This window comes from Vibrio sp. ZF57 (assembly GCF_001691235.1).
In the GTDB taxonomy this organism is placed as follows: domain Bacteria; phylum Pseudomonadota; class Gammaproteobacteria; order Enterobacterales; family Vibrionaceae; genus Vibrio; species Vibrio crassostreae_C.
Genome location: NZ_MAKD01000075.1, coordinates 180104 through 201818, shown reverse-complemented (window position 1 = coordinate 201818; position 21715 = coordinate 180104). Strand labels below are relative to the sequence as shown.

Annotated in this window: 18 protein-coding genes; 10 read left to right on the top strand and 8 right to left on the bottom strand. The window is 45.0% G+C overall.

Annotation, left to right across the window (positions count from 1 at the left end; translation table 11 throughout):
• Positions 1-105 precede the first annotated feature (105 nt).
• On the top strand, positions 106-1116 hold the full coding sequence (gene fbp, locus A6D97_RS10375; protein WP_017633404.1) for a class 1 fructose-bisphosphatase: 1011 nt from the start codon (positions 106-108) through the stop codon (positions 1114-1116).
• A gap of 87 nt (positions 1117-1203) precedes the next feature.
• Here the strand turns inward: fbp and A6D97_RS10370 are convergent, their stop codons facing one another.
• From A6D97_RS10370 to A6D97_RS10360, 3 genes are read right to left on the bottom strand one after another with little or no spacing between them, the layout of a single operon-like run.
• Positions 1204-1560, bottom strand: a complete 357-nt coding sequence (locus tag A6D97_RS10370) for a gamma-glutamylcyclotransferase (protein WP_017069403.1) — start codon at positions 1558-1560, stop codon at positions 1204-1206.
• 49 nt (positions 1561-1609) lie between these two features.
• A complete protein-coding gene (locus A6D97_RS10365) occupies positions 1610-5368 on the bottom strand; it encodes a translocation/assembly module TamB domain-containing protein (RefSeq protein ID WP_065584317.1) in 3759 nt (1252 codons plus the stop codon).
• Complete coding sequence (locus A6D97_RS10360; RefSeq protein ID WP_065584316.1) at positions 5365-7077, bottom strand: autotransporter assembly complex family protein; 1713 nt, start codon at positions 7075-7077, stop codon at positions 5365-5367. Before A6D97_RS10360 ends, A6D97_RS10365 begins: the two co-directional genes overlap by 4 nt.
• A 195-nt stretch (positions 7078-7272) precedes the next feature.
• Here A6D97_RS10360 and msrA point away from each other — a divergent pair, with 195 nt between their 5' ends.
• A complete protein-coding gene (gene msrA / locus A6D97_RS10355) occupies positions 7273-7902 on the top strand; it encodes a peptide-methionine (S)-S-oxide reductase MsrA (protein ID WP_017058899.1) in 630 nt (209 codons plus the stop codon).
• 110 nt (positions 7903-8012) lie between these two features.
• On the opposite strand, the gene A6D97_RS10350 is transcribed toward msrA, so the two are convergent.
• Positions 8013-8213, bottom strand: coding sequence for a DUF1107 family protein (locus A6D97_RS10350; RefSeq protein ID WP_017058898.1), 201 nt, complete (start codon positions 8211-8213; stop codon positions 8013-8015).
• Between the two features lie 253 nt (positions 8214-8466).
• Here A6D97_RS10350 and A6D97_RS10345 point away from each other — a divergent pair, with 253 nt between their 5' ends.
• The 7 genes from A6D97_RS10345 (at position 8467) to A6D97_RS10315 (ending at position 14230) form a co-directional block, all read left to right on the top strand.
• Positions 8467-9018, top strand: coding sequence for a YtfJ family protein (locus A6D97_RS10345; RefSeq protein WP_017063723.1), 552 nt, complete (start codon positions 8467-8469; stop codon positions 9016-9018).
• 91 nt (positions 9019-9109) lie between these two features.
• The gene (locus A6D97_RS10340; protein WP_017063722.1) at positions 9110-9400 is read left to right on the top strand and encodes a DUF2607 family protein; all 291 of its coding nucleotides are present in this window, start codon (positions 9110-9112) and stop codon (positions 9398-9400) included.
• Between the two features lie 40 nt (positions 9401-9440).
• A complete protein-coding gene (locus A6D97_RS10335; protein WP_065584315.1) occupies positions 9441-10163 on the top strand; it encodes a DUF2796 domain-containing protein in 723 nt (240 codons plus the stop codon).
• A gap of 141 nt (positions 10164-10304) precedes the next feature.
• Positions 10305-11021: an ABC transporter ATP-binding protein gene (locus A6D97_RS10330; RefSeq protein WP_065584314.1), complete on the top strand. Its 717-nt coding sequence runs from the start codon at positions 10305-10307 to the stop codon at positions 11019-11021.
• Positions 11018-12277 carry an FtsX-like permease family protein gene (locus A6D97_RS10325; RefSeq protein WP_017067558.1) on the top strand — a complete coding sequence of 420 codons (1260 nt, stop codon included), beginning with the start codon at positions 11018-11020 and terminating at the stop codon, positions 12275-12277. The genes A6D97_RS10330 and A6D97_RS10325 overlap by 4 nt, the downstream gene beginning before the upstream one ends.
• Positions 12278-12291: 14 nt before the next feature.
• Positions 12292-12807, top strand: a complete 516-nt coding sequence (locus tag A6D97_RS10320; RefSeq protein ID WP_017058892.1) for a DUF3299 domain-containing protein — start codon at positions 12292-12294, stop codon at positions 12805-12807.
• Between the two features lie 514 nt (positions 12808-13321).
• On the top strand, positions 13322-14230 hold the full coding sequence (locus tag A6D97_RS10315) for a TIGR03899 family protein (RefSeq protein WP_017069397.1): 909 nt from the start codon (positions 13322-13324) through the stop codon (positions 14228-14230).
• A gap of 163 nt (positions 14231-14393) precedes the next feature.
• Here the strand turns inward: A6D97_RS10315 and cysC are convergent, their stop codons facing one another.
• The 4 genes from cysC to cysD all read right to left on the bottom strand — a co-directional run bounded on the left by cysC (position 14394) and on the right by cysD (position 19222).
• On the bottom strand, positions 14394-15014 hold the full coding sequence (gene cysC / locus A6D97_RS10310; RefSeq protein WP_065584313.1) for an adenylyl-sulfate kinase: 621 nt from the start codon (positions 15012-15014) through the stop codon (positions 14394-14396).
• Between the two features lie 24 nt (positions 15015-15038).
• Complete coding sequence (locus tag A6D97_RS10305; protein WP_004735273.1) at positions 15039-16763, bottom strand: SLC13 family permease; 1725 nt, start codon at positions 16761-16763, stop codon at positions 15039-15041.
• A gap of 65 nt (positions 16764-16828) precedes the next feature.
• Positions 16829-18259 (bottom strand): sulfate adenylyltransferase subunit CysN, encoded by a 1431-nt coding sequence (cysN, locus tag A6D97_RS10300; protein WP_017063719.1) that lies wholly within the window; start codon positions 18257-18259, stop codon positions 16829-16831.
• Positions 18260-18277: 18 nt separating this feature from the next.
• Positions 18278-19222 carry a sulfate adenylyltransferase subunit CysD gene (cysD, locus tag A6D97_RS10295; protein ID WP_276202727.1) on the bottom strand — a complete coding sequence of 315 codons (945 nt, stop codon included), beginning with the start codon at positions 19220-19222 and terminating at the stop codon, positions 18278-18280.
• Between the two features lie 414 nt (positions 19223-19636).
• On the opposite strand from cysD, the gene A6D97_RS10290 reads away from it, so the two are divergent.
• Positions 19637-21613 carry a bifunctional 2',3'-cyclic-nucleotide 2'-phosphodiesterase/3'-nucleotidase gene (locus tag A6D97_RS10290; RefSeq protein WP_065584311.1) on the top strand — a complete coding sequence of 659 codons (1977 nt, stop codon included), beginning with the start codon at positions 19637-19639 and terminating at the stop codon, positions 21611-21613.
• The last annotated feature ends 102 nt before the right edge of the window (positions 21614-21715 follow it).

Genomic DNA, 21715 nt, shown 5'->3' with positions numbered 1-21715 from the left:
CCTTTAGAATTTAGGTAAGCGTCTAGATGAATAAAGCCCACTCAAGAGGCCGAATCTACAGTGCTCAAATCCCCCCTAATATTGAGAGAAGTTTAAGGAAATAACATGTCTGAGATGCGCACCCTTGGTGAGTTCATTGTTGAGAAACAGAGTGACTTCCCCCATGCAAGCGGTGATCTATCATCCCTTTTGTCGTCTATTCGACTTGCTGCAAAAATTGTTAACCGTGAGATCAACAAGGCTGGCCTAGTCGACATCACTGGCGCTGTTGGTACAGACAACGTGCAAGGTGAAGAGCAGCAAAAGCTAGACCTTTACGCGAACGACAAATTTAAAGCGGCTCTAGAAGCCCGTGACCAAGTTTGTGGTGTTGCAAGTGAAGAAGAAGACGAAGCTGTCGCCTTCAATAAAGAGCTCAACAAAAACGCAAAATACGTTGTACTGATGGATCCACTAGATGGCTCATCAAACATCGATGTAAATGTATCGGTTGGTACAATTTTCTCTATCTACCGTCGAGTATCACCGATCGGTACACCACCAACACAAGAAGATTTCTTACAGCCCGGACACAAGCAAGTAGCCGCGGGTTACGTGATTTACGGTTCTTCAACCATGCTTGTATACACAACAGGTGCTGGCGTAAATGGCTTCACCTACGACCCATCACTGGGTACCTTCTGCCTATCTCATGAAAACATGATGATTCCAGACGAAGGTAAGATTTACTCAATCAACGAAGGTAATTACATCCGCTTCCCTACGGGTGTTAAGAAGTACATCAAGTACTGCCAAGAAAATGAGCCAAGCGACAACCGCCCTTATACATCACGTTACATCGGTTCTCTAGTATCAGATTTCCACCGTAACCTTTTGAAAGGCGGCATCTACTTGTACCCAAGCACGCAAAGTCACCCTCAAGGTAAACTGCGTCTGCTTTACGAGTGCAACCCAATTGCTTTCCTTATGGAACAAGCGGGCGGCATCGCTTCAGACGGTGCTCAACGTATCATGGATATCAAACCAACTGAGCTGCACCAACGTGTACCTTTCTTTGTTGGCTCAACAAACATGGTTCGCAAAGTAGAAGAGTTTCTTGAGCTGAACCCTGAGTAACCCTCTCATTTCATTCTCAAACTAACGCTATTAAAAAGCCAGCACCTCAGTGCTGGCTTTTTGTTGTCTCGTAAGGTGATTAACTAGTTAGGAATCATTGTTCCGCTGACACCAGTTACCCGAAAGTATTTCTTTATTAGCTGTTAGATCAAGCTGATACAAATATACCCATGCTAATCCAAATATAGTCTCTATTTGCTCGCGACGATACTCAACAGGAACATCTTCTAGCCGATCGAGCGACTCTAAAATTTCGTCGTTAATGATATAGACCTCACCAGCGACACTTTTCTTTCCCAAAATCATCGCCGGATAGGCACCTAAATCAAAAAGTGCGTATTCCTTAGGTGTATCAAACTGCCCTAATAAATCGCAGCCCTGCAAATAATGGTGATTGGACTGACCTTGCCTCAAGGTTCCATAGACAAAAACAAGATGCTGCATACTCACTCCCTAGCATTCGTCACCCGCGAATCAATCGCCGCTCAAAGTGTTACTCAAATTCAAATTGATAGAGAAGATCCACAGCACTGTCTAGACCCGATACTGCCTCTACGTAGAGATCCTGCATCAATCGATAACGAACGGTAAACTCACCTAACGAGTTAAAGATACCCACACCATACTTCACCTGTAAGCCAGGCAGGATGTAACCACTTACCGTCACTTGAGAGTCATCGCCAGAGCCTGCAGTATCCAGTTGCAAGTCCTTTACACCAAAGGCTTCACCGATTTCACCAACAACCTTACCACTCTTCGCTAAACTCAAACCGATTAAAGTCGTAGTCATCGAACCGCTCGACTCACCGTCGATATCTTGGCCACGCAAAATATAAGACAGTGCGTTCGCTTGTGGCATCGCTGGGTCAGAATAAATCTCGATGGTAGGCTCTGTCGCAGGGCCAGTCACTCGAATACCAGCGGTCACGTCATCCTGAGTATTATCAGGATTACGAATCGCGTTGATGGCTACGTATGGCTGATCCGGTGGTCCATTCATTAGGATCTTACCCTCTTCGATCAAGAGGTCTTGCCCGAATGATTGATAAGTACCATCGACGATGTTCACTTCACCTGTAATAAATGGACCTTGGTCTTTTTGAGCCACGTTGAGCTTACCGACCAAATCACCTTCAAGACCGAAGGCAGACAGTTTAAAGTCATCACCAATGGAGATATTAATATTCGTCATCACATTGAATGGAATCGTATCTTCGTTTTCTGGCTCTAGATCTTTATTCAAAATAACCTGATCAGAAGAGACGCCAACCGCTGACGGTGGTAAATCTTCAACAACAATTCGTCCCCATGGTAATGCAATATCACCGGTGATTTTCGCCAGATCTGGTGTGACATCAATAGTCATATCAGGTACGACCTTCACCTTAACCATCGGTGGGATATCAACCATCAACTCATCAGCGAAAACTCTAACGTTCGAGTGCCATGCTTTAAGATCTTGCCAATCTCCGGTTCCCTCAATATCAAGGTGACCATCAGGCGTTTCGACATTCGCATCCAGTTTTGCACTATAACCATCAAAGTCGAGGTCGATGCGGCCATCTTTCACATCAACAGGCGTAACATCGCCTTTGACTTGAATACCATCAACAGAGAATTGACCAAAGACTTGAGGGTGCATCAGAGAGCCTTTAACTTGAAGATCACTCTCAAGGTCGGCTTTCAATAAGCTGTATTCACCTAGAATTGGTTGTAAGAAATCAAGATGGAACGTGGTCAGCTTAATTGCCGCATCGACCATTTTGTCTTCGGCAAGAATATCCGGTAACGACACCGTGCCAGACAGGTCACCATTGTCGGAAACATCCAACTTAAAATCGGCATCCAGTTTGTTGTCTTTCAGTTGGGCATTCAATGCAACGCTTTCCCAACCCAGTGTGATTGGCTCACCCACTTGTTGAACAACCTGACCTTTCGGCATATCAACGCTTACCGTGACTTCAGGCTCATCTTGTTCAGACCACTTTGCATGAGCAGTCGCATTGACTAAGCCCTGTAATTGCGTCTCTTTAGGCACAAAGGCTTTAATCTGCTCGAAATCGAATTGATTGATGGCTACCTTGGCCTCACCCGATTTTCCGACACGAACGTCTTCATCCAAACACACGCTCGAACCCGATTGTTTCCAACAGTGCGCTTGAACATCGGCAAACTGTTTATCAACATCCGCATTTATCGCGACAGGTTGATCTAACACCCAAGGACCTTGCTGAGTGGTGATTTTGACTCTGTCTAACGATCCATACCAAATAAGAGAAGGCTTTTGAATCAACTCTCCGGAAATAGCTAAGCTTGTAGACACGATGTCGGATATCACATCAAGTGTCACTGTGTGTTTCTTCTCACCACCACTCACCGTGAGATCAATGCTTTTTACGCTCTGATCTTGATAGGTTAGGTTGTTAGCTTTTAATTCAAGATCAGCTTGAGCTTCAGGCAATGGCAGAGGAACCACAGAACCATTAAGCGACAAGGATTCTAGTGTTGCTTTGTTATTCCAATCTACCTTATCCACATTTAGAGCGAGATCGACTTCAGGCTTTTTCGTTGGACCACTGAGCTGGATGTTACCAATCACTTTACCTTTCAAATCAGGGACGCTTTTTACAAGCTCAGGGAAGTGAATCTCAACACCCATGTCCCATTTCTTATCAAGCTCACCCTGAGCCTTAATCGAGTTAACACCGTGAGCTAAGCTCAAACCACTGGTTTTCAGTTTTGGTTCACCGCTCGCGCTGCGATCCGACGCTGACAACTGACCTTCGATATCCAGAGGGTATTCTCGCAAGATCCCTTCAATATCCAATTTAGGCAGTTCAATCGCCCAGCCGCCCGCTTCCGTCAACTCACCTGAGGTGACGATGTTTCCACTAATGTTGCCCTCAGCTTCTGGCCACTGCAGACCCGGTTGAATATCTTTGAGTGTCACGTCAGCTTGCCAGTTAACGAGACTCTTCCAGTTCGCTTTAACGACACCGTTAAGCTCACCGCCTAGCGTGTTGAGCTTTAGACGCTCGAGAACAATTTGTTCCGTCGTGCCTTTACCCTGTAGATCGATGGCTAATTCAGGGATTTCCTTACCATCGGCTTCACCTTTAAGAAGAACATTAAAACCATCTAGTGAGCCATCAGCTTTAAATTGCTCAATTGTCGCTTGGTAATCGCTTTTTCCGGTAAGGGGCCACTGTGCTTGTCCGCCCTCTAAAAGAAGGTCAAATGGCAGAGTCGGTTCTAAGGGTTGAATATCCCCAGACAACTTTGCCTCAATCAGCTCAGAAAATTGGGAGTCTAGGTTTAGCTTAGCCACGCTGCCTTGTGCTTTCAGAGACAACTTCTGCCCAACAAGGTCGGTTTCTTTCACCAACGCATCCAAAGAAAGTTCTAGCGGGTAACCGCCCTTGAGCTCAACCTTCGTGGTTAGATTGGCGCTTGCTTGTGGCATATCGAGTTCGAGAGTTGAAACATCAACCGTGTGTTTGCCCGCGCGAGCTTCTAGCCCAAGGTGGTTAACAACGATTGGTGTTTCTTGTTCTAAGGTGAAACGGTTGAGGTCAAAACGCTCCAACACAACCTGCAGAGGAATCCAGACTTCCGGCAATTCGATAGCCGTTTTAACGGCAGCTTTTGGCTCAACCTTTTCTGCTTGCGGTTCTTCTGTCGACTCAGCGAGTTTAACCTTAAGATCATTGAATAAGGTTGGCGATACAGTTAGCTTTTCGCCCTGCATACTCAAAGCCGTAGAGAACAAGCTCCATTCAATTTCATGCCCTAAGATATTCAACTTGATATCAGACAAAGCGATACGGTTGATTACGATTGGCAACGGTGTTTTTACCGATGTTACGGGCGGAGTAGGTTCTGTTTCTTCTGTAGAGGCCGGAGGCAGTTCAGTAAATGCGAAGTCCAATCCTTGAATCGCTAAACGATCGACACACAACTTAGGGTCGAGCAGACAGCGAGGATTAATCGCCAAGTTCAGCTTTTGAACTTTGGTGTCTATATGCAGGCTGTCATCTTTAAACTGAACATTATTAAGCGTAAAGCTCGGGAACAGAGCCCCTTTAGTGCTTTCCACTTTAAGCTGTGGCAACGCTTTTTCAGCGCCCCACAACACAGTGTTCAACCCTGGATTGGTGAACAAAACAAAACCTAGCAAGGCTATCAACAACAGCAAAATAGACGTCAATGAGATCGACGTCCACTTGATGCACTTGCCCATCACTTTGATCATAATTCTGGCCCTAAACTAAAGTGTAACTGGAACTCATCACCTTTTGCTGCATCTAGACCCCAAGCAAAATCTAAGCTCACAGGGCCGACGGGCGACGCCCAACGAACCCCGACGCCGGTACCATGTTTCCATTCAGGTTTATCATTGAAGGCATCACCAATGTCGTAGAATGCTGCGCCCCACCAGTTTCCAACCAAGCGGTATTGGTATTCAAACGAGCTGGTTGCAATGAATTTGGCACCCGTTAGTGCGCCACTTTCATCTCGAGGAGAGATCGACTCATAACCATAACCACGAATGCTATTGTCACCACCAGCAAAGAATCTTAGGGAGGGAGATAGCTTATCAAACTCGTCGGCAAAGTTGCCGCCAAATTGAAGTCGAGTTAAGCCTCGGTGATTGTCGCCAATGCTTCGAATCCAAGCGGTTTGACCTTGAAAACGAACAACCTTAGTTTCAGATAACAAGGTATCATCACCCGCTTCAACCATAATGGTTTGTTTATCGCCCCACATCGGCATCGAACCGCCTCGCGTTCGAGTGCGTGAGAAAGAGATACCCGGCAGCACAAATTGCGCTAAATCATCCTGCAAACCTTGCTCATAGTTTTCGACCAAGTATCGAATGAAGACCGTGCGTTGCCAACCGTTATCCAGTCGCCAATATCTTTCTAGCGCTAAGTTTGACTCCAAACTCTTGGTATCACGATTATCCAAGTTTTTCATACCGTACTTAACTTGATAGTAGTCGTTCAGCACGTCATCCAGAGGGATTTTATAGGTAGCGGTAATCGTCTGTTCAGGTTTAGAAATCGACAGGCTGCTATTGAAGCTATGGCCTTGTTCATTAACCCAAGGTTTTTTCCACTTCAGAGTGCCTTTTACGCCAAGGTCGGTGGATACACCGATACCCGTTTCGATTTGGTTACGAGCTTGCGGAGCAAGGCTAACCTTCATCGGGATCTCTCGGCCTTCGCCTAACTGGCTTAAATCTGGTTCAACAAATACCGAGGAGAACCAATCCGTATTGGACAGGTTTTGGTTGTACTCACCGACTTTGGTGATTGAGTAAGGTTCGCCATCCTCAAATGGTTTAAGTGACTGCACCTTATCTTCTTCTATCTGGCTACCAGTAACCTGAGTAGTACCAAAGTGATAGCGGATACCACTGTTATAATGAAGACGAACATAAGCGCGGTTCAATTCAGGAGCGACTTCTAGCTTACTAAGATCATAAGCACCATCGAAGTAGCCTTTCGCTAAGCCAAGGTTGCGGATCGACGATTTCAAAGAGTCATAATTACCATGATTCAGAGTCGAACCTTTAGACAAGCTACTCTTCGCTATCAAGGCTAAAAAGTCTGGGTCATCCTTGGCTTCACCAGTTAGAACGATATCTGAAGTATAAATAACAACAGGCTCTCCCGGCTCAACCGTAACGGTCATTTCGGTATCATCTTCGGAGTGAGTAAATGTGATTTTAGGGTGGTAGTAGCCTAACGCATTCAGGGCTTCTTTAATCATAGATTCCAAGCGGGATTGGAATCTTAGTGAAACCGAATACTCTTCTTCAGGGATCGCACTCAGATAAGCATCAACATTATCCTCAAGCGCTCCATCTAGCCCTTTGATTTCAAGGGAAACGTCAGCAAAAGCGAGCGTCGATGACAATAGAGTGCCAATCAGAACTGGTAAAGTTTTTCTTATCATGTTTAATTGGTGAAGAAGTTATCAATACGTTAATAAGTGAAAAGAAATAATACCGCTAAATAGGCATTGAGTCTGTAATAAATCCTGGAATAACACGGTCTAATTTAAAGACTTATTCAATATTGACCAACAGTTAATATGAACCCACGTTAAATAAAAGCCAGCGCGGTAAACGTATGCGAAAAGGAATATAACATGCTAAACAAACAACAACTGGTTTCTGCAGCAACCGCACTACCGGGAAATGCTGACCCAATTCGAATCACTGAGCGCCATTTCGTCAATCAAACCGACCTGCTCGATGCACCCACGGGCTCTCAACAAGAAGTCCTGTTTGGTATGGGGTGCTTCTGGGGAGCTGAGCGTTTGTTTTGGCAATTGGATGGCGTTATTTCAACATCCGTTGGTTACGCTGGCGGATACACAGTTAATCCCACTTATGAACAAGTATGTACTGGGCAAACCGGCCATACCGAGGTCGTTCGTGTCATATTTGATAGTGAACAAACCTCTCTAGCTCGAATACTTGAAACCTTTTGGGAGCGTCATGACCCAACTCAAGGGATGCGCCAAGGCAACGATTTAGGGACTCAGTACCGTTCTGCGATTTACACCTTCAGTGAAGAACAACAATCTATCGCTGAGCACTCTAAACGTGAATATCAACGAGCAATGACTGAATCTTTAGGCAACGAGATCACGACGGAAGTTCTGCCTGCTGGAAAATATTTTTTCGCAGAAACCTACCACCAACAATACCTAGCTAAAAATCCGAATGGGTATTGCGGGTTGGGCGGTACGGGTGTGTGCTTCCCTCCGCAATAATGTGCGTTAGGCATACAAGCTAGAACAACATCCATTAAAAAAAGGGCTTCCATCAGGAAGCCCTTTTCATTGTTAATCTATTCGGTGCAAGACAAATCGATAAAGCTCAGTTACACCGGCAACGCTGCAATGGTGCCGTTAACTTCTTTAAAAATAGTGAGCTTTTGTTTGTCTGAAACTTCAGGAAGTAGCACCTTGCCTTGGTCGAAGCGAAACTCTCCAACACCTTCAATAGCAAATTGGCCTTTGAACAGGACTTTAACGAAACGCGCCACCTGACGTGGACGGTAAGTAGAAAATTTTCTTAACATAATACAACCTCAATTCCATTTGAGTACTACAGTCACATACCTGAACAGCGTCGCTGTTCAAAGCACATTTAATCGCTAATTCCTTTAGCAAACAGCAAGATAATCTATTGTTCATCTTGATATTGATGCATTATACCTTTTGGTAACAAGCCTGCAACTTCTTTCTACGTCGTACGATAAAAAAGTTAAAGAGGCATTTTTCAAATTTCATATTATACTTCCTGTGCAAACCAATAAGCGGAACAAAAATATAATGAAAAACAAAACTCTACTGGCTTTTCTAGCCGCAGCCTCTCCACTCTTCGCCAATGCTCACAACCTATCAGTAGGCGCTACCCTGCCTGCCGTCGATGTGAGTAACTATGGTGAGATTGTTCTAAACGACGGAAATACTGGATATCAAGCTTGGGCAACCAATGATCTTCTAGGAAAAGTTCGCGTCGTTCAAGCTATCGCTGGCCGCAGCAGCTCTAAAGAGCTCAACGCACCACTGATGGCAGCCATTACCGCATCGAAATTCTCAGAAGACAGCTACCAAACCACCACTATCATCAACCAAGATGATGCGATTTGGGGTACTGGGTCTTTTGTTAAGTCCTCTGCCGAAAGCAGCAAAGAAGAATTTCCATGGTCTTCTATGGTCCTAGATGAAGACGGCGCCGTTGCGTCAACATGGGCTCTAAAAGAAGAAAGCTCAGCGATTATCGTTCAAGACAAGCAAGGTAAAATCTTGTTTGTAAAAGAAGGTGCATTAAACGAATCAGAAGTCACTCAAGTCATTGAGTTGATTAAAGCGAGCCTTTAATAAGATATTCGCGTCTTTTTCGAGACCTAACCAAAGGATATTGTTATATTATAACAGTATCCTTTTTTTAATTCTGTGGTTAATCATCCTGATGTGGCAAAACACACCCAACAATGTGAAACGCAAAACAGGCTTCTTGCTTGGGCTTATGCTCATGTTAAGCGTGTTAGCCGCAACACACATTGTGGATATCGCACCAGAGCACCACACTTCACACCATTGTGAGCTGTTTTCGCTTAATCAGTTCATCACAGCGCACTCACTACCACAGATTCCAGAGTTCCATTCGGAATTTACTGTCGCTATTACAGAGTCAGTAACTTCACTACAGCGGCTATATTTCGCTTATTTGGCACGCTCACCTCCTGTAAATATCGCTTAATTACCACTACTTTTTAATTAACCTTTATTCAGGAAAAAACATGAAACCTACTTTTTTAGCCGTTGTTATCGGCATGACTGTCTCTACAAATGCTCTAGCTAACGAAGAATTCCGCTCTCATGATGCACACGTACATGGCCAAGTTGAAGTAAACATCGCGCAAGATGGGCAAGAATTGCTTGTTGAAGTAACAGCTCCAGGCGCAGATGTGGTTGGGTTTGAACATGCTCCAAAAACTGCAGAACAGAAGAAAGTGTTTGAACAGGCTATCGCACAATTAAACAAGCCAGAAGAGCTGTTTAGTTTTAACAATGCGAGTTGTACTCTGAAGTTCAAGTCAGTAGCAAACACCTTAGAAGGCGGTCATGACGACCATGAAGGCCATGACCATGCGGAACACGGTCATGGCGACCACAAAGACCATGATCACGCTGAACACGATCATGACGACCACAAAGACCATGACCACGCTGAACACGATCATGATGACCACAAAGACCATGACCACGCTGAGCACGATCATGATGACCACGAAGGTCACGACCACCACGATCATGAAGGCCACGATCACTCAGAAGGTGGCCACGGTGAGTTCACTGTTGAGTACCACTATGAATGTTCAGATGTTGCTAAGCTAGACACAGTTAGCACTCAGTGGTTCTCTAAGTTCAGCAACACTGAAAAAATGACGGTGAACCTACTAACAGACACAGCTCAAGTACAAGAAGTGCTTAACGCAGAGCGTATTAGTTTCCGATTCTAATCACTCCTAGATCGGATTAAACGTAAAATAAACAGCCAGGTAAGTCATCGCTTACTTGGCTGTTCAAATCGGTGTGTTCCTGGGAATTTATGTTTCAAATTACTGTCCAGTAGATACACCGCTTTAATTATTGGAGCTAGCATGTCTTCTGACAGTTCATCACTTGTGGTCAAACTCGAAAATATCAGCTTTCGTTGGAAGCCTGAATTACCACCAACGCTAGAGATCCCCTCTCTTCACATCCCAGCCCAAGAGCACCTTTTTATTAAAGGGCCAAGTGGTTGTGGAAAATCAACTTTGTTAGGGCTACTGACCGGAATCAACCAAGCTGAGCAAGGAGAAGTCTCTATCCTTGATCAAGACCTCACTCAGCTTACACCTCGTCAAAGAGATAAATTCAGAGCCGATCATATTGGTTATATTTTCCAACAATTTAACCTGCTTCCTTATCTATCAGTTATCGATAACGTGACGCTTCCTTGCCAGTTTTCACAGATACGTAAACAGCAAGTCGCTGAAAGCCAGAAAAGCTTACAAGAGACGGCTCGAGAGTTGTTACTCAGATTAAAACTACCTCAAGCTTTAATGGACAAGCCCGTTACCGAGTTAAGCATCGGTCAACAACAACGTGTTGCTGCCGCTCGTGCTTTGATCGGCCAACCCAAAATCATTATTGCCGACGAGCCAACCTCGGCTTTGGATCATGACAACCGAGAAGCTTTTATCGAACTGTTGTTAGAACAAGCCAACCAGGCAGGTTCTACTCTTATCTTTGTTAGCCATGATCCAACACTAGAAAAATTATTTACTCGAACCATAGATTTAAAAACCGTTAACCAAGCTAAGGTTGTCGTATGAAAGTAATTACTCACTTAGCCTTAAAAAGCGTACTCAACCGTAAAGCCACGGCTATTCTCACCATTCTCACGGTGGCGGTATCTGTCATTCTCTTGCTCGGCGTAGAACGCGTTAGAACCGAAGCAAAAAGCAGCTTCGCCAATACGATTTCAGGTACTGACCTTATCGTTGGTGGCCGTTCTGGTCAGGTCAACCTGCTGCTTTACTCAGTATTCAGAATCGGTAATGCGACCAACAACATCGACTGGAAAAGCTATGAAGAATTTAGCCAGCACAACGCAGTAAAGTGGGCGATACCAATATCATTGGGCGATTCACACAAAGGCTTCCGTGTGATGGGTACAAATCATAGTTACTTTGAAAACTATCGCTATGGAAGTAAGCAATTACTTACTTTCCAACAAGGTAAAGAGTTTAATCAGCTATTTGACGTAGTGATTGGTGCCGACGTCGCGAAGAAGCTAGATTACAAAATAGGTGATCAAATCATTCTTGCGCACGGTATCAGTGATGTTGCGTTTAGCCGTCACGATAATCTGCCCTTCAAGATTGTGGGAATACTCGCGCCAACAGGAACACCAGTAGACAAAACCGTACACGTATCGCTAGAGGCAATCGAAGCAATTCATGTTGGCTGGGAGTCAGGTGCCAACCTCGGGCACACACCGAATGCTGAAGCGCTAAAGCAACGTGACTTCCAACCGAAGCAGATTACCGCGATGATGGTTGGCCTTAAATCGAAGATCCAAACCTTCGCACTGCAACGAGAAATCAATAACTACCGCCAAGAACCTTTAAGCGCCATTATGCCGGGCATTGCGCTTCACGAATTGTGGGGAATGATGGCTGTAGCAGAACAAGCATTACTGATTGTTTCAGGGTTTGTTGTTGTCGCCGGATTATTGGGTATGCTCAGTAGCCTACTCACTAGCTTGCAAGAAAGGCGTCGAGAGATGGCTATCCTACGTGCGATGGGCGCAAGACCTCGTCATGTGTTTGGTTTACTGATCAGTGAAGCCAGTGCACTAACCTTCCTTGGCATTACATTAGGTGTTGCAGTGCTGTTTGCGCTGATCGCAGTGGTTGCTCCTATTGTGCAACAAAGTTATGGTATCAACATATCGATATCCGCAATCACACCGCATGAGTGGAAACTGCTTATGCTGGTACAAGTTGCCGGAATCATTATCGGCTTTATTCCCGCTTTCAGGGCTTACCGCCAGTCATTGTCTGATGGCATGACGATTCGAATCTAAAATAGGAACCTACGATGCAACGCAAATTCCTACTGATACTTGGGCTACTTCTGTTCCCATTTATCAGTACAGCTCACGCTGAAACCACTCAGAATGACGAATCGGTATTAACACTTGAATGGATTGATTTGATTCCAGAATCAGAACGTGCTCAGCTAGATTCATTTGGTATGCCGATGGTTGACCACAATAGTATGGACAAACCTCAACAATCGACACTTGGTGCTGTTCGCCCAGAGCTGAATGGCAGCACAGTGAAGATTCCTGGCTTTGTGATTCCATTGGAAGGTGATGAGAATATGATCACTGAGTTTCTGCTGGTACCGTACTTTGGCGCATGTATCCACGTGCCACCGCCGCCACCGAACCAAATCATCTACGTGAAGTTCCCGAAAGGTGCACCAATACAGCAGTTATGGGATGTGATCTATTTGGTCGGAACGCTGAAAACTGAGTCAATCAGCCATGACTTAGCGCAAACCGGTTATCTTATTGAAGGTACTGCGATTGAAGAGTATGACGACATGTAGTCATTAGAAGGGTGGCTCAAGGATGAGCTGCCGTCACTGAACGAGTGTGATCATTCAATAACAGTTTAATAACGATAATTTTCTTCTGAATTACGCGATGTAATTAGATAAGTAAGCTAGAACAGCGACATAAATCGCGAGTAATAACCCTATACTAAGCTGTTTCTTCAGCTTGTTATCATTGACTTGATTCATAACTCCTCCTTGAGAATTACAACAAATTTAACATTTTATTATCATTAACAAAAGTAAAATTTTGTTGAAACCTTCAACTATGCTCACAAAATCTAGCCACCAATAAGATAAAGAGTTACATTTTAGACAGTTATACCAATCACAATAAGTAAGTGTTCAGAAATAGCGTAGGAAAAAGCCTTGAGAACAAGGCGGAGCTTTTTGATAAGTAGTTATTCTACAATCAAAAATTGTAGCTCAGTTATCAAGCGTTTTAACAAGCTAGGCTGAGCAATTATTTACTACGATTGGTTTTGAGTCGTCTCCTAACGGTACTCTTATGTCAAAAACCAAACAGCCAGTGATCATTGAGCATGCTAGCGACACACAGCATAAGCATGAGAAAAAGCCTCATATTGCCGACAGTGCCAGCAGAATGCTGCACATCGCACAAAGCTTCGGCCTCGATTCCTTAATTAGTCATAGTGCCAAGCCAAAGGATAAAGCTGAGAGTACGCTTATCGAACGGGCACTATTGCGAGAGAAAAAACGTAGAGAGCTTCGCCAAAAGAACCTAGAACAGATTCTAAAGTTGGCGCACTCTTCATGTAAGGATGAAGCGGCTGGAGACCCGGATCAGGACTGGTTATACCGTTTCTTCGACATGGCACAAGAGATCCACAATACATCGATGCAGAGGCTATGGGCTCAAGTACTGAAACGAGAAGTCACCAACCCAGGCTCGACGTCGATGAAGGCACTGCAAATCTTAAAAGACATGACACCAAAAGAAGCGTTAACCCTACAAAGGGCAGCATCACTGGGTTGTAGCTTTGGTAGCGATAACAGCAGAAAGCTCTTACTCGGCTTTAAATCTCATGCTGGGCTATTCAACTTTGGCAAAAGGGACACCACCAACACCATCAACCTTGGTGGGCACAACCTGCCCTACTCCAGCTTGCTCCACTTGATAGAGCTCGGGATTATTCTGGGCACAGAATTAGAATCCGGAGAGATTGATTTCGATCCAGCCCTGCACCTAACCTATCAAGGTAAGAGCATGTCACTGGCACCATTATCAAAAGGCGTGAAGCTGGTTTACTACCGATTCAGCCCTACAGGCAATGAGCTTTGTACCTTGCTCGGCAACAAGCCAAACACACAATATTACGACCAACTGATTGCACTATTGAGCCAGAAATTCACGGTTCAGACAGAGGTGAAAAGCAGCGTGAATTACACCGTCTAGACACTCTACGGAGCTAAAATAGACGATGTAAGAAGTGAAGTATTAAGAGGAATAAAGAGAATCTAGGGGATAGGTTTCTTGTCTCGGTAAACCAAGGCTGTACTACTTATCAGTCATGAATAAGTCGATAAGTAAGTGAACAGCCTTAGTCGTACCAACGATCTCAATTGGCTAAAATATTTCGCTTCTCCAACGCATCAATACACAGTTCGACCAATTCATCGAGTGTCTTCTCACCTGCAGGTAGATCAATCTCAGGGTTCAGAGGCGCTTCGTACACTGAACTAATACCTGTGAAGTTCGGGATTTCTCCGGCACGTGCTTTCTTATACAGACCTTTAGGATCACGCTGTTCGCAAACCTCTAATGGCGTATTGACGAACACCTCAAGAAACTCACCTTCCGGCAATAAATCTCTCACGAGTTGCCTTTCAGCTTGATGCGGAGAAATAAAGGCTGACAACACGATCAAGCCTGCATCTGCCATCAATTTAGCAAGCTCACCAATACGACGGATGTTCTCTCGACGATCTTGCTCAGAGAAACCAAGGTCACTACATAATCCATGACGCACATTGTCGCCATCCAATAGGTAAGTATGGTAACCAAGCTGTGCCAAGCGATTTTCTAATGCTCCAGCGACTGTCGACTTCCCAGAACCAGATAATCCCGTGAACCAGAGCACGGCTGGCTTTTGTGATTTCAGATCAGAGCGAAATGTTTTATCAATCGAGTGTTGATGCCACACAACATTCTCATCTTTTGGTTTGAGTACTGCGGTCATAATTAGTCCTTTAAATAAACAGCATTAAAATGGGAAAAAATAAGGAATTAGGGTCAGCACCAAACCCGAATAAACAATCGAGATTGGGATGCCGATGCGCAGATAATCCGTAAGGTGGTAATTACCTACGCTATAAACAAGTAAGTTGGTTTGGTAGCCGTATGGCGAAATAAAACTGGCACTGGCACCAAACAGAACCGCCATAATAAACGGCATTGGATCGACGCCATAGCCCACGGCCATACTGTAGCCAATGGGGAATGAGAGTGCCGCTGCCGCATTATTGGTCACCAACTCAGTCAGGACCAACGTCATGAAATAGGTCGCGACTAGCGCTCCAAATACGCCCCAGCCATTAAAGGCCTCCATAAACATCAGCCCCATTCGCTCAGACAACCCAGATGAAATCATCAGTTGAGCAATAGAGAGTGCCGAACCAACGATCACGACAATATCGACGGGGAAGCGGCGGCGAAGCTCACCAAGTTGTACTACACCAAATGCCACCAGCAATAATAAAAATCCCGCTAGCCCTTTAATAATCGGCACGACTTCAGCGAGCGATAACCCAATCACACTGGCAAAACCGAGCAACACAAACGTCGATTTATCGGCATCAAGCTTGGCGCTTGAGTCTAGGTCGTTCATCAACACAAACTCTTTATTGTGTTGTTGACGCTGTTCTTCAAAACGTTTGCCTGGAACCAAAATCAAGGTATCGCCGGCGGTTAATGTGATGTTTCCAAGGCCACCTTCAAGGCGTTCATGACCACGACGAATAGCAACCACAACCGCATCGAAGCGATCTCTAAACTGGCTGGTCTTGAGGGTTTTATTACAGAAGCTTGCCGATGAACTGACTACGACCTCAACAAAGCTCTGGCCGTTCAGGTGGTGCTGACCAAACAGAGTTAGCCCTTGGATCTCTTGCAGTGTCGCAACACTCTCGACATCACCACAAAACAGTAGTCGATCACGAGCTTGAAGAATAAAATCAGGGTCAATAGACGCGGTTGTTTTACCGTCTCGAATCACTTCCGCTAAGAACAGTTTTCTCAATGCTCTGAGGTTATTCTCGCTGACGCTGCGGCCAACTAAAGGAGAACCCGGCTCAACTCGCGCCTCGAGAAAGTAAGGCAGATCATCTTGAGAACCATCATCGTAGCTGGGTAAGAAGTAGCTCAGAGGAATGAGGATCAACACACCGCCGACCAACACCGCTAAACCGATCAAGGTCGGTGTAAAAAAGTTTAAGCTTGGCAGTCCAGCATCTTCAACAAAGCTATTGATGATCAAGTTGGTAGAGGTGCCGATCAATGTCAGGGTTCCACCTAAGATGGCAGCGTATGACAAAGGGATAAGCAGTTTAGATGGCGCATGTTGTTGATTACGTTTGATCGCCCCGATCAAAGAAACAACCACCGCCGTGTTATTAGTAAAAGAAGAAAGTAACGCTGTGGAAATACCCAACTTCGCAACCACGGTACCTAGCCTACCTTCAGAGATATTACGGCTAACCCAACTGATTAAGCGAGTTTTCTCCAACGCACTTGATGCGAGGATAAGAAGAATTAAAGTCAGTAACGAGGAGTTAGTGAAGTTATTGGCTAAGCTCGACAAATCGATCATACCAGCCATAAAAGCAATAAACGCCGCGCCAGCAAAGATAAAGCTTGGCTTAATACGGGTAACGAGCAGGCAAGTAATGATGCCGAGCAAAATCGCTAATACAAATCCTTGTTGCCACATATACCCGTCCTTTATGGCGGAAACGATCGGTTTCCGCCTGATTCAATAAGCTGTTACTTGGTCGTTTATGACTTCAGTAGTTGGCTTAGATCTTTGGCATCCCAATGAGGGAAATGTTTGCGAACCAATGCGTTGAACTCAAGTTCAAATGCAGAGAAGTTACCGACTTGCTGTTCAACAGAGTCCAAACGGTCTCGAATCAAACCCGCGCCAACCGTCACGTTGGTTAGTCGGTCGATAACGATGAAGCCACCGGTATCGGCACTTTCACGGTATTTATCCAGCGCGACAGTCTCGTTCAGTGACCATTCACACAAGCCAATGCCATTCAATGGCAACTCATCGACAGCGTGAGTCGATAGGTTGTTGATGTCGTATTGGTGACGAACCGTTTCAACCTGACCAACGGTTTTCTTGCCTGCGATCTTGATGTCGTAAGCTTTGCCCGGTTGCAATGGTTGCTCTGTCATCCACACGATGTCAGCCAATACGTGGTTAGTGGATTCAATCTGCGCGTTTTCTAGCACAATCAAATCACCACGACTGATATCAATCTCATCTTCAAGGGTCAGTGTTACTGCCAAGCCCGCTTGCGCAGACTCCAAATCACCATCAAAAGTTACAATGCGTGCAACCTTAGAGGTTTTACCCGACGGCAGCGCCTTGATTTCATCACCGACACTGACACGGCCAGAGGCAACGGTGCCAGCAAAACCGCGGAAGTCTAAGTTAGGACGATTGACGTACTGAACTGGGAATCGGAATTCACCTGCCGAACGCTTTTGGTCAATGTCGACGTTCTCTAACACTTCTAGCAGAGATGGGCCTTCGAACCATGCAAGCTCTTTACTTGGTGCAGCAACGTTGATGCCTTCAAGCGCCGATACTGGCAAGATCTGAATATTGGTTTCACCTTCTAGGTTTTCTGCAAACTCTAGATACTGATCGCGAATCTCCTCAAAACGATCTTGCGAGTACTCGACGAGATCCATTTTGTTGACTGCGACGATGAAGTGCTTCAAACCAAGCAGGTTAGAAATAAACGAGTGACGACGTGTTTGATCCAGAACGCCCTTACGAGCATCAATCAAGATCACCGCTAGATCACACGTTGAAGCGCCTGTTGCCATGTTGCGCGTGTACTGCTCATGCCCTGGGGTATCAGCAATAATGAATTTACGCTTTTGAGTCGAGAAGTAACGATAAGCCACATCGATCGTAATCCCTTGCTCACGCTCAGCCTGCAAGCCATCAACAAGCAGTGCTAAATCAGGTTTCTCACCCGTGGTACCCACTCGTTGGCTATCAGAGTGAACCGCTGCTAGCTGATCTTCATAAATCTGCTTTGTATCATGGAGCAAGCGACCGATTAACGTACTTTTACCGTCATCTACCGAGCCACAAGTTAAAAATCTAAGCATAGATTTATGCTGATGCTGACTTAGATAACCTTCAATCCCTAGTTCAGCCAATTCGGCTTCTACTGCACTATTCATTTTTCTTTCCTTAGATTCTTAGAAATAACCTTGGCGCTTTTTCAGCTCCATAGAGCCCGACTGATCATGGTCAATTGCTCGACCTTGACGCTCACTAGACGTCGCCACCAGCATCTCTTCAATAATGCCTGTTAGCGTATTCGCCTCAGATTCAACCGCTCCGGTTAATGGGTAACAGCCTAAAGTACGAAAACGAACGCTTTTCTCTTCAATCACTTCACCTTCTTGCAGCTCCATACGGTCATCATCAACCATGATCAGCATGCCATCACGCTCAACTACAGGGCGTTTGTCTGAAAGGTAAAGTGGAACAATATCGATGCTCTCTAGGTAGATGTATTGCCAGATATCGAGCTCAGTCCAATTAGATAGCGGGAAGACACGAATGCTTTCGCCCTTATTAACCTGACCGTTGTAAGTGTACCAAAGCTCTGGACGCTGGTTTTTTGGATCCCACGTATGGTTCTTATCGCGGAAAGAGTAAACACGTTCTTTCGCACGAGATTTTTCTTCATCACGACGCGCACCACCAAAAGCTGCATCGAACCCATACTTGTTTAACGCCTGCTTAAGGCCCTGTGTTTTCATGATGTCAGTGTGCTTCGAAGAACCATGTACAAATGGGCTACAACCCATCTCAATACCTTCTGGGTTCTTATGTACTAAAAGGTCGAAGCCGTACTTTTTAGCCGTACGATCACGAAACTCAATCATCTCGCGGAATTTCCAATCCGTATCTACATGCAATAGCGGGAATGGAATCTTGCCTGGATAAAACGCTTTGCGAGCTAAATGAAGCATCACAGAAGAATCTTTTCCGATGGAGTACATCATCACTGGGTTATCAAACTCAGCCGCTACTTCACGGATAATATGAATACTTTCCGCTTCGAGCTGTTTTAGGTGGGTTAAACGTTCTTGGTCCATTTCAGTGCTTCCTTTAAGGCTCGCGTTACGAGCAATTCATTACTTGTTCTTGTCAAGCATGGGATTTAACTCATCCACTTGAGTGAATGGGAGTATTGGCACTAGAAGAAAACAGAAGCTTCGTGTTGAGCTATCCTTGCTATTCGTCTGCCTGATACGTCCTTGATATAGGCATTATGACGAGCCTCTCATATTACTGGAAATTCTAAAATTTCATTTTTTATTCGAAAAGCTGATAAGGGATTGAATTTACCGATAAGCAGGTGAAATGAATGGACTAATATTATCGATATCAGTTGCGCATCGATTGAGCAGCTTTGGGAGGCGTCTTGCAGAACACCATAAAGTAATCGATCTAAGTCACGAATTAACATTCGTTGTAATCATTGTTTCATTCGGTTTTGTTACATTACGCAACGAATTTTCTACTATCCACTTTGGAGCTACAAAATGAAAGTTGCAATGAAACCTTTGTCATTGGCTGTACTTGCGGGTCTTGGTTTGACTTTAGCAGGCTGCACAACAACACCAGATACCGATGAAGTGATTAAATTACGTGTCGTAGAAACGACGGATATCCATACCAACCTAATGGATTACGACTACTACAAAGACAAGCCATCGAAAAAAATCGGCTTAGCACGTACTGCAACTTTAGTAAAAGAAGCTCAAAGCGAAGTAACCAACAGCGTTTTAGTTGATAACGGTGACTTACTGCAAGGTAGCCCAATGGGTGACTACATGGCAGACAAAGGCATCGAAGCTGGCGAAGTTCACCCTGCATATAAAGCAATGAACCAACTAAGCTACGACGCTGCAAACCTAGGTAACCACGAATTCAACTACGGTCTTGAGTTCCTAGAAGAATCGATCAACGACGCTGATTTCCCTTACATCAGTGCTAACGTTTACGACGCAGAAACCAAAGAACACTACTTCACGCCTTACATCATCAAGACGCACACGTTCGAAGATACTGCTGGCGTAGAGCACGAAGTAAAAGTGGGTTACATCGGTTTTGTTCCACCACAAATCATGACGTGGGATAAGAAGAATCTAGAAGGCAAAGTGATCGCTCGCGATATCATTGAGACGGCTAACGAGTTAGTGCCTCAAATGAAAGCGGAAGGTGCAGAGGTTATCGTTGCTATCCCTCACTCAGGCGTATCAACTGACCCATACAAAAATGGCGAAGAGAACTCAACGTTCTACCTATCTGAAGTAGACGGCATCGATGCGATCGCATTCGGCCACTCTCACGCAGTTTTCCCAGGTAAAGGTTTTGATGACATTCAAGGCATCGACAACGAAACGGGCACCATGAACGGCGTTGTGGCAGTAATGCCTGGTCGTTGGGGTAGCCACGTTGGTGTTATGGATCTAACACTTGCACAAAAAGACGGTAAGTGGGAAGTCGTTAAAGGCCAATCAGAAGCACGCCCTATCTACGACAAGATCGAGAAGAAATCTCTTGCTGCGGCTGATGAAGGCATCGTAACAGCACTAGAAAAAGACCACGCTGGTACTCGTGAGTTTGTTAACCAACCGATTGGTAAAGCAGACGATGTGATGTACAGCTTCTTGTCTCTAGTACAAGACGATCCAACAGTTCAAATCGTTAACCTTGCACAGAAAGATTACGTTGAACAGTTCATCCAAGGTGACCCTGACCTAGATGGTACGCCAGTACTTTCCGCGGCTGCACCATTCAAAGCTGGTGGCCGTAAGAATGACCCAGCGAACTTCACTGAAGTTGAATCTGGTCAACTGACATTCCGTAACGCAGCTGACTTATACCTTTACCCGAACACACTAGTTGCGATGAAGGTAACAGGTCACGAAGTAAAAGAGTGGCTTGAGTGTTCTGCTGGTCAATTCAACCAAGTTGATGTTAACTCAACAGCACCACAACAGTTGATCGAGTGGGATAACTTCCGCACTTACAACTTCGATGTTATCGACGGTGTTGATTACCAAATCGACGTAACTCAACCTGCGAAATACGATGCAAACTGTAAAGTCGTTAACCCTGACTCACAGCGTATTGTTGGCCTAACTTACCAAGGTAAGCCAATCGACATGAAGCAAGACTTCCTGATCGCAACCAACAACTACCGTGCATACAGCGCTAAGTTCCCAGGCACAGGTGAAGACTTCATCGCATTTGATGCACCAGATGAGAACCGTACTGTTCTTGCAAACTACATCTCTCGCGTAAGCAAAGAACAAGGTCAAGTGAGCCCAAGCGCAGATAACAATTGGTCATTTTCACCAATCAAAACGGATAACAAGCTAGATATCCGCTTTGAAACGTCGCCAAGTGAGAAAGCGGCACAGTTCATTAAAGAGAAGGGTCAATACCCAATGAAACGTGTTGCCACTGACGATGTTGGTTTCGGCGTTTACCAAATTGATCTAACTAAATAGATTACTCTAGTAATCAATAGTTAACCTTCTAAAAGGCTGAGTTTAACGACTCAGCCTTTTTCTTTTCTTATCTAAATTCTTAGTGTAAGGCCTCAGCTTTCG

Coding starts and splice junctions, on each gene's coding strand:
- A6D97_RS10340 (WP_017063722.1), top strand. CDS start 9,110: ATGTGGCAAAACACACCCAACAATGTGAAACGCAAAACAGGCTTCTTG.
- A6D97_RS10315 (WP_017069397.1), top strand. CDS start 13,322: ATGTCAAAAACCAAACAGCCAGTGATCATTGAGCATGCTAGCGACACA.
- A6D97_RS10305 (WP_004735273.1), bottom strand. CDS start 16,763: ATGTGGCAACAAGGATTTGTATTAGCGATTTTGCTCGGCATCATTACT.
- A6D97_RS10350 (WP_017058898.1), bottom strand. CDS start 8,213: ATGTTAAGAAAATTTTCTACTTACCGTCCACGTCAGGTGGCGCGTTTC.
- A6D97_RS10345 (WP_017063723.1), top strand. CDS start 8,467: ATGAAAAACAAAACTCTACTGGCTTTTCTAGCCGCAGCCTCTCCACTC.
- A6D97_RS10290 (WP_065584311.1), top strand. CDS start 19,637: ATGAAAGTTGCAATGAAACCTTTGTCATTGGCTGTACTTGCGGGTCTT.
- A6D97_RS10370 (WP_017069403.1), bottom strand. CDS start 1,560: ATGCAGCATCTTGTTTTTGTCTATGGAACCTTGAGGCAAGGTCAGTCC.
- A6D97_RS10335 (WP_065584315.1), top strand. CDS start 9,441: ATGAAACCTACTTTTTTAGCCGTTGTTATCGGCATGACTGTCTCTACA.
- A6D97_RS10330 (WP_065584314.1), top strand. CDS start 10,305: ATGTCTTCTGACAGTTCATCACTTGTGGTCAAACTCGAAAATATCAGC.
- cysN (WP_017063719.1), bottom strand. CDS start 18,259: ATGAATAGTGCAGTAGAAGCCGAATTGGCTGAACTAGGGATTGAAGGT.
- A6D97_RS10325 (WP_017067558.1), top strand. CDS start 11,018: ATGAAAGTAATTACTCACTTAGCCTTAAAAAGCGTACTCAACCGTAAA.
- cysC (WP_065584313.1), bottom strand. CDS start 15,014: ATGACCGCAGTACTCAAACCAAAAGATGAGAATGTTGTGTGGCATCAA.
- A6D97_RS10320 (WP_017058892.1), top strand. CDS start 12,292: ATGCAACGCAAATTCCTACTGATACTTGGGCTACTTCTGTTCCCATTT.
- fbp (WP_017633404.1), top strand. CDS start 106: ATGTCTGAGATGCGCACCCTTGGTGAGTTCATTGTTGAGAAACAGAGT.
- A6D97_RS10365 (WP_065584317.1), bottom strand. CDS start 5,368: ATGATCAAAGTGATGGGCAAGTGCATCAAGTGGACGTCGATCTCATTG.
- msrA (WP_017058899.1), top strand. CDS start 7,273: ATGCTAAACAAACAACAACTGGTTTCTGCAGCAACCGCACTACCGGGA.
- A6D97_RS10360 (WP_065584316.1), bottom strand. CDS start 7,077: ATGATAAGAAAAACTTTACCAGTTCTGATTGGCACTCTATTGTCATCG.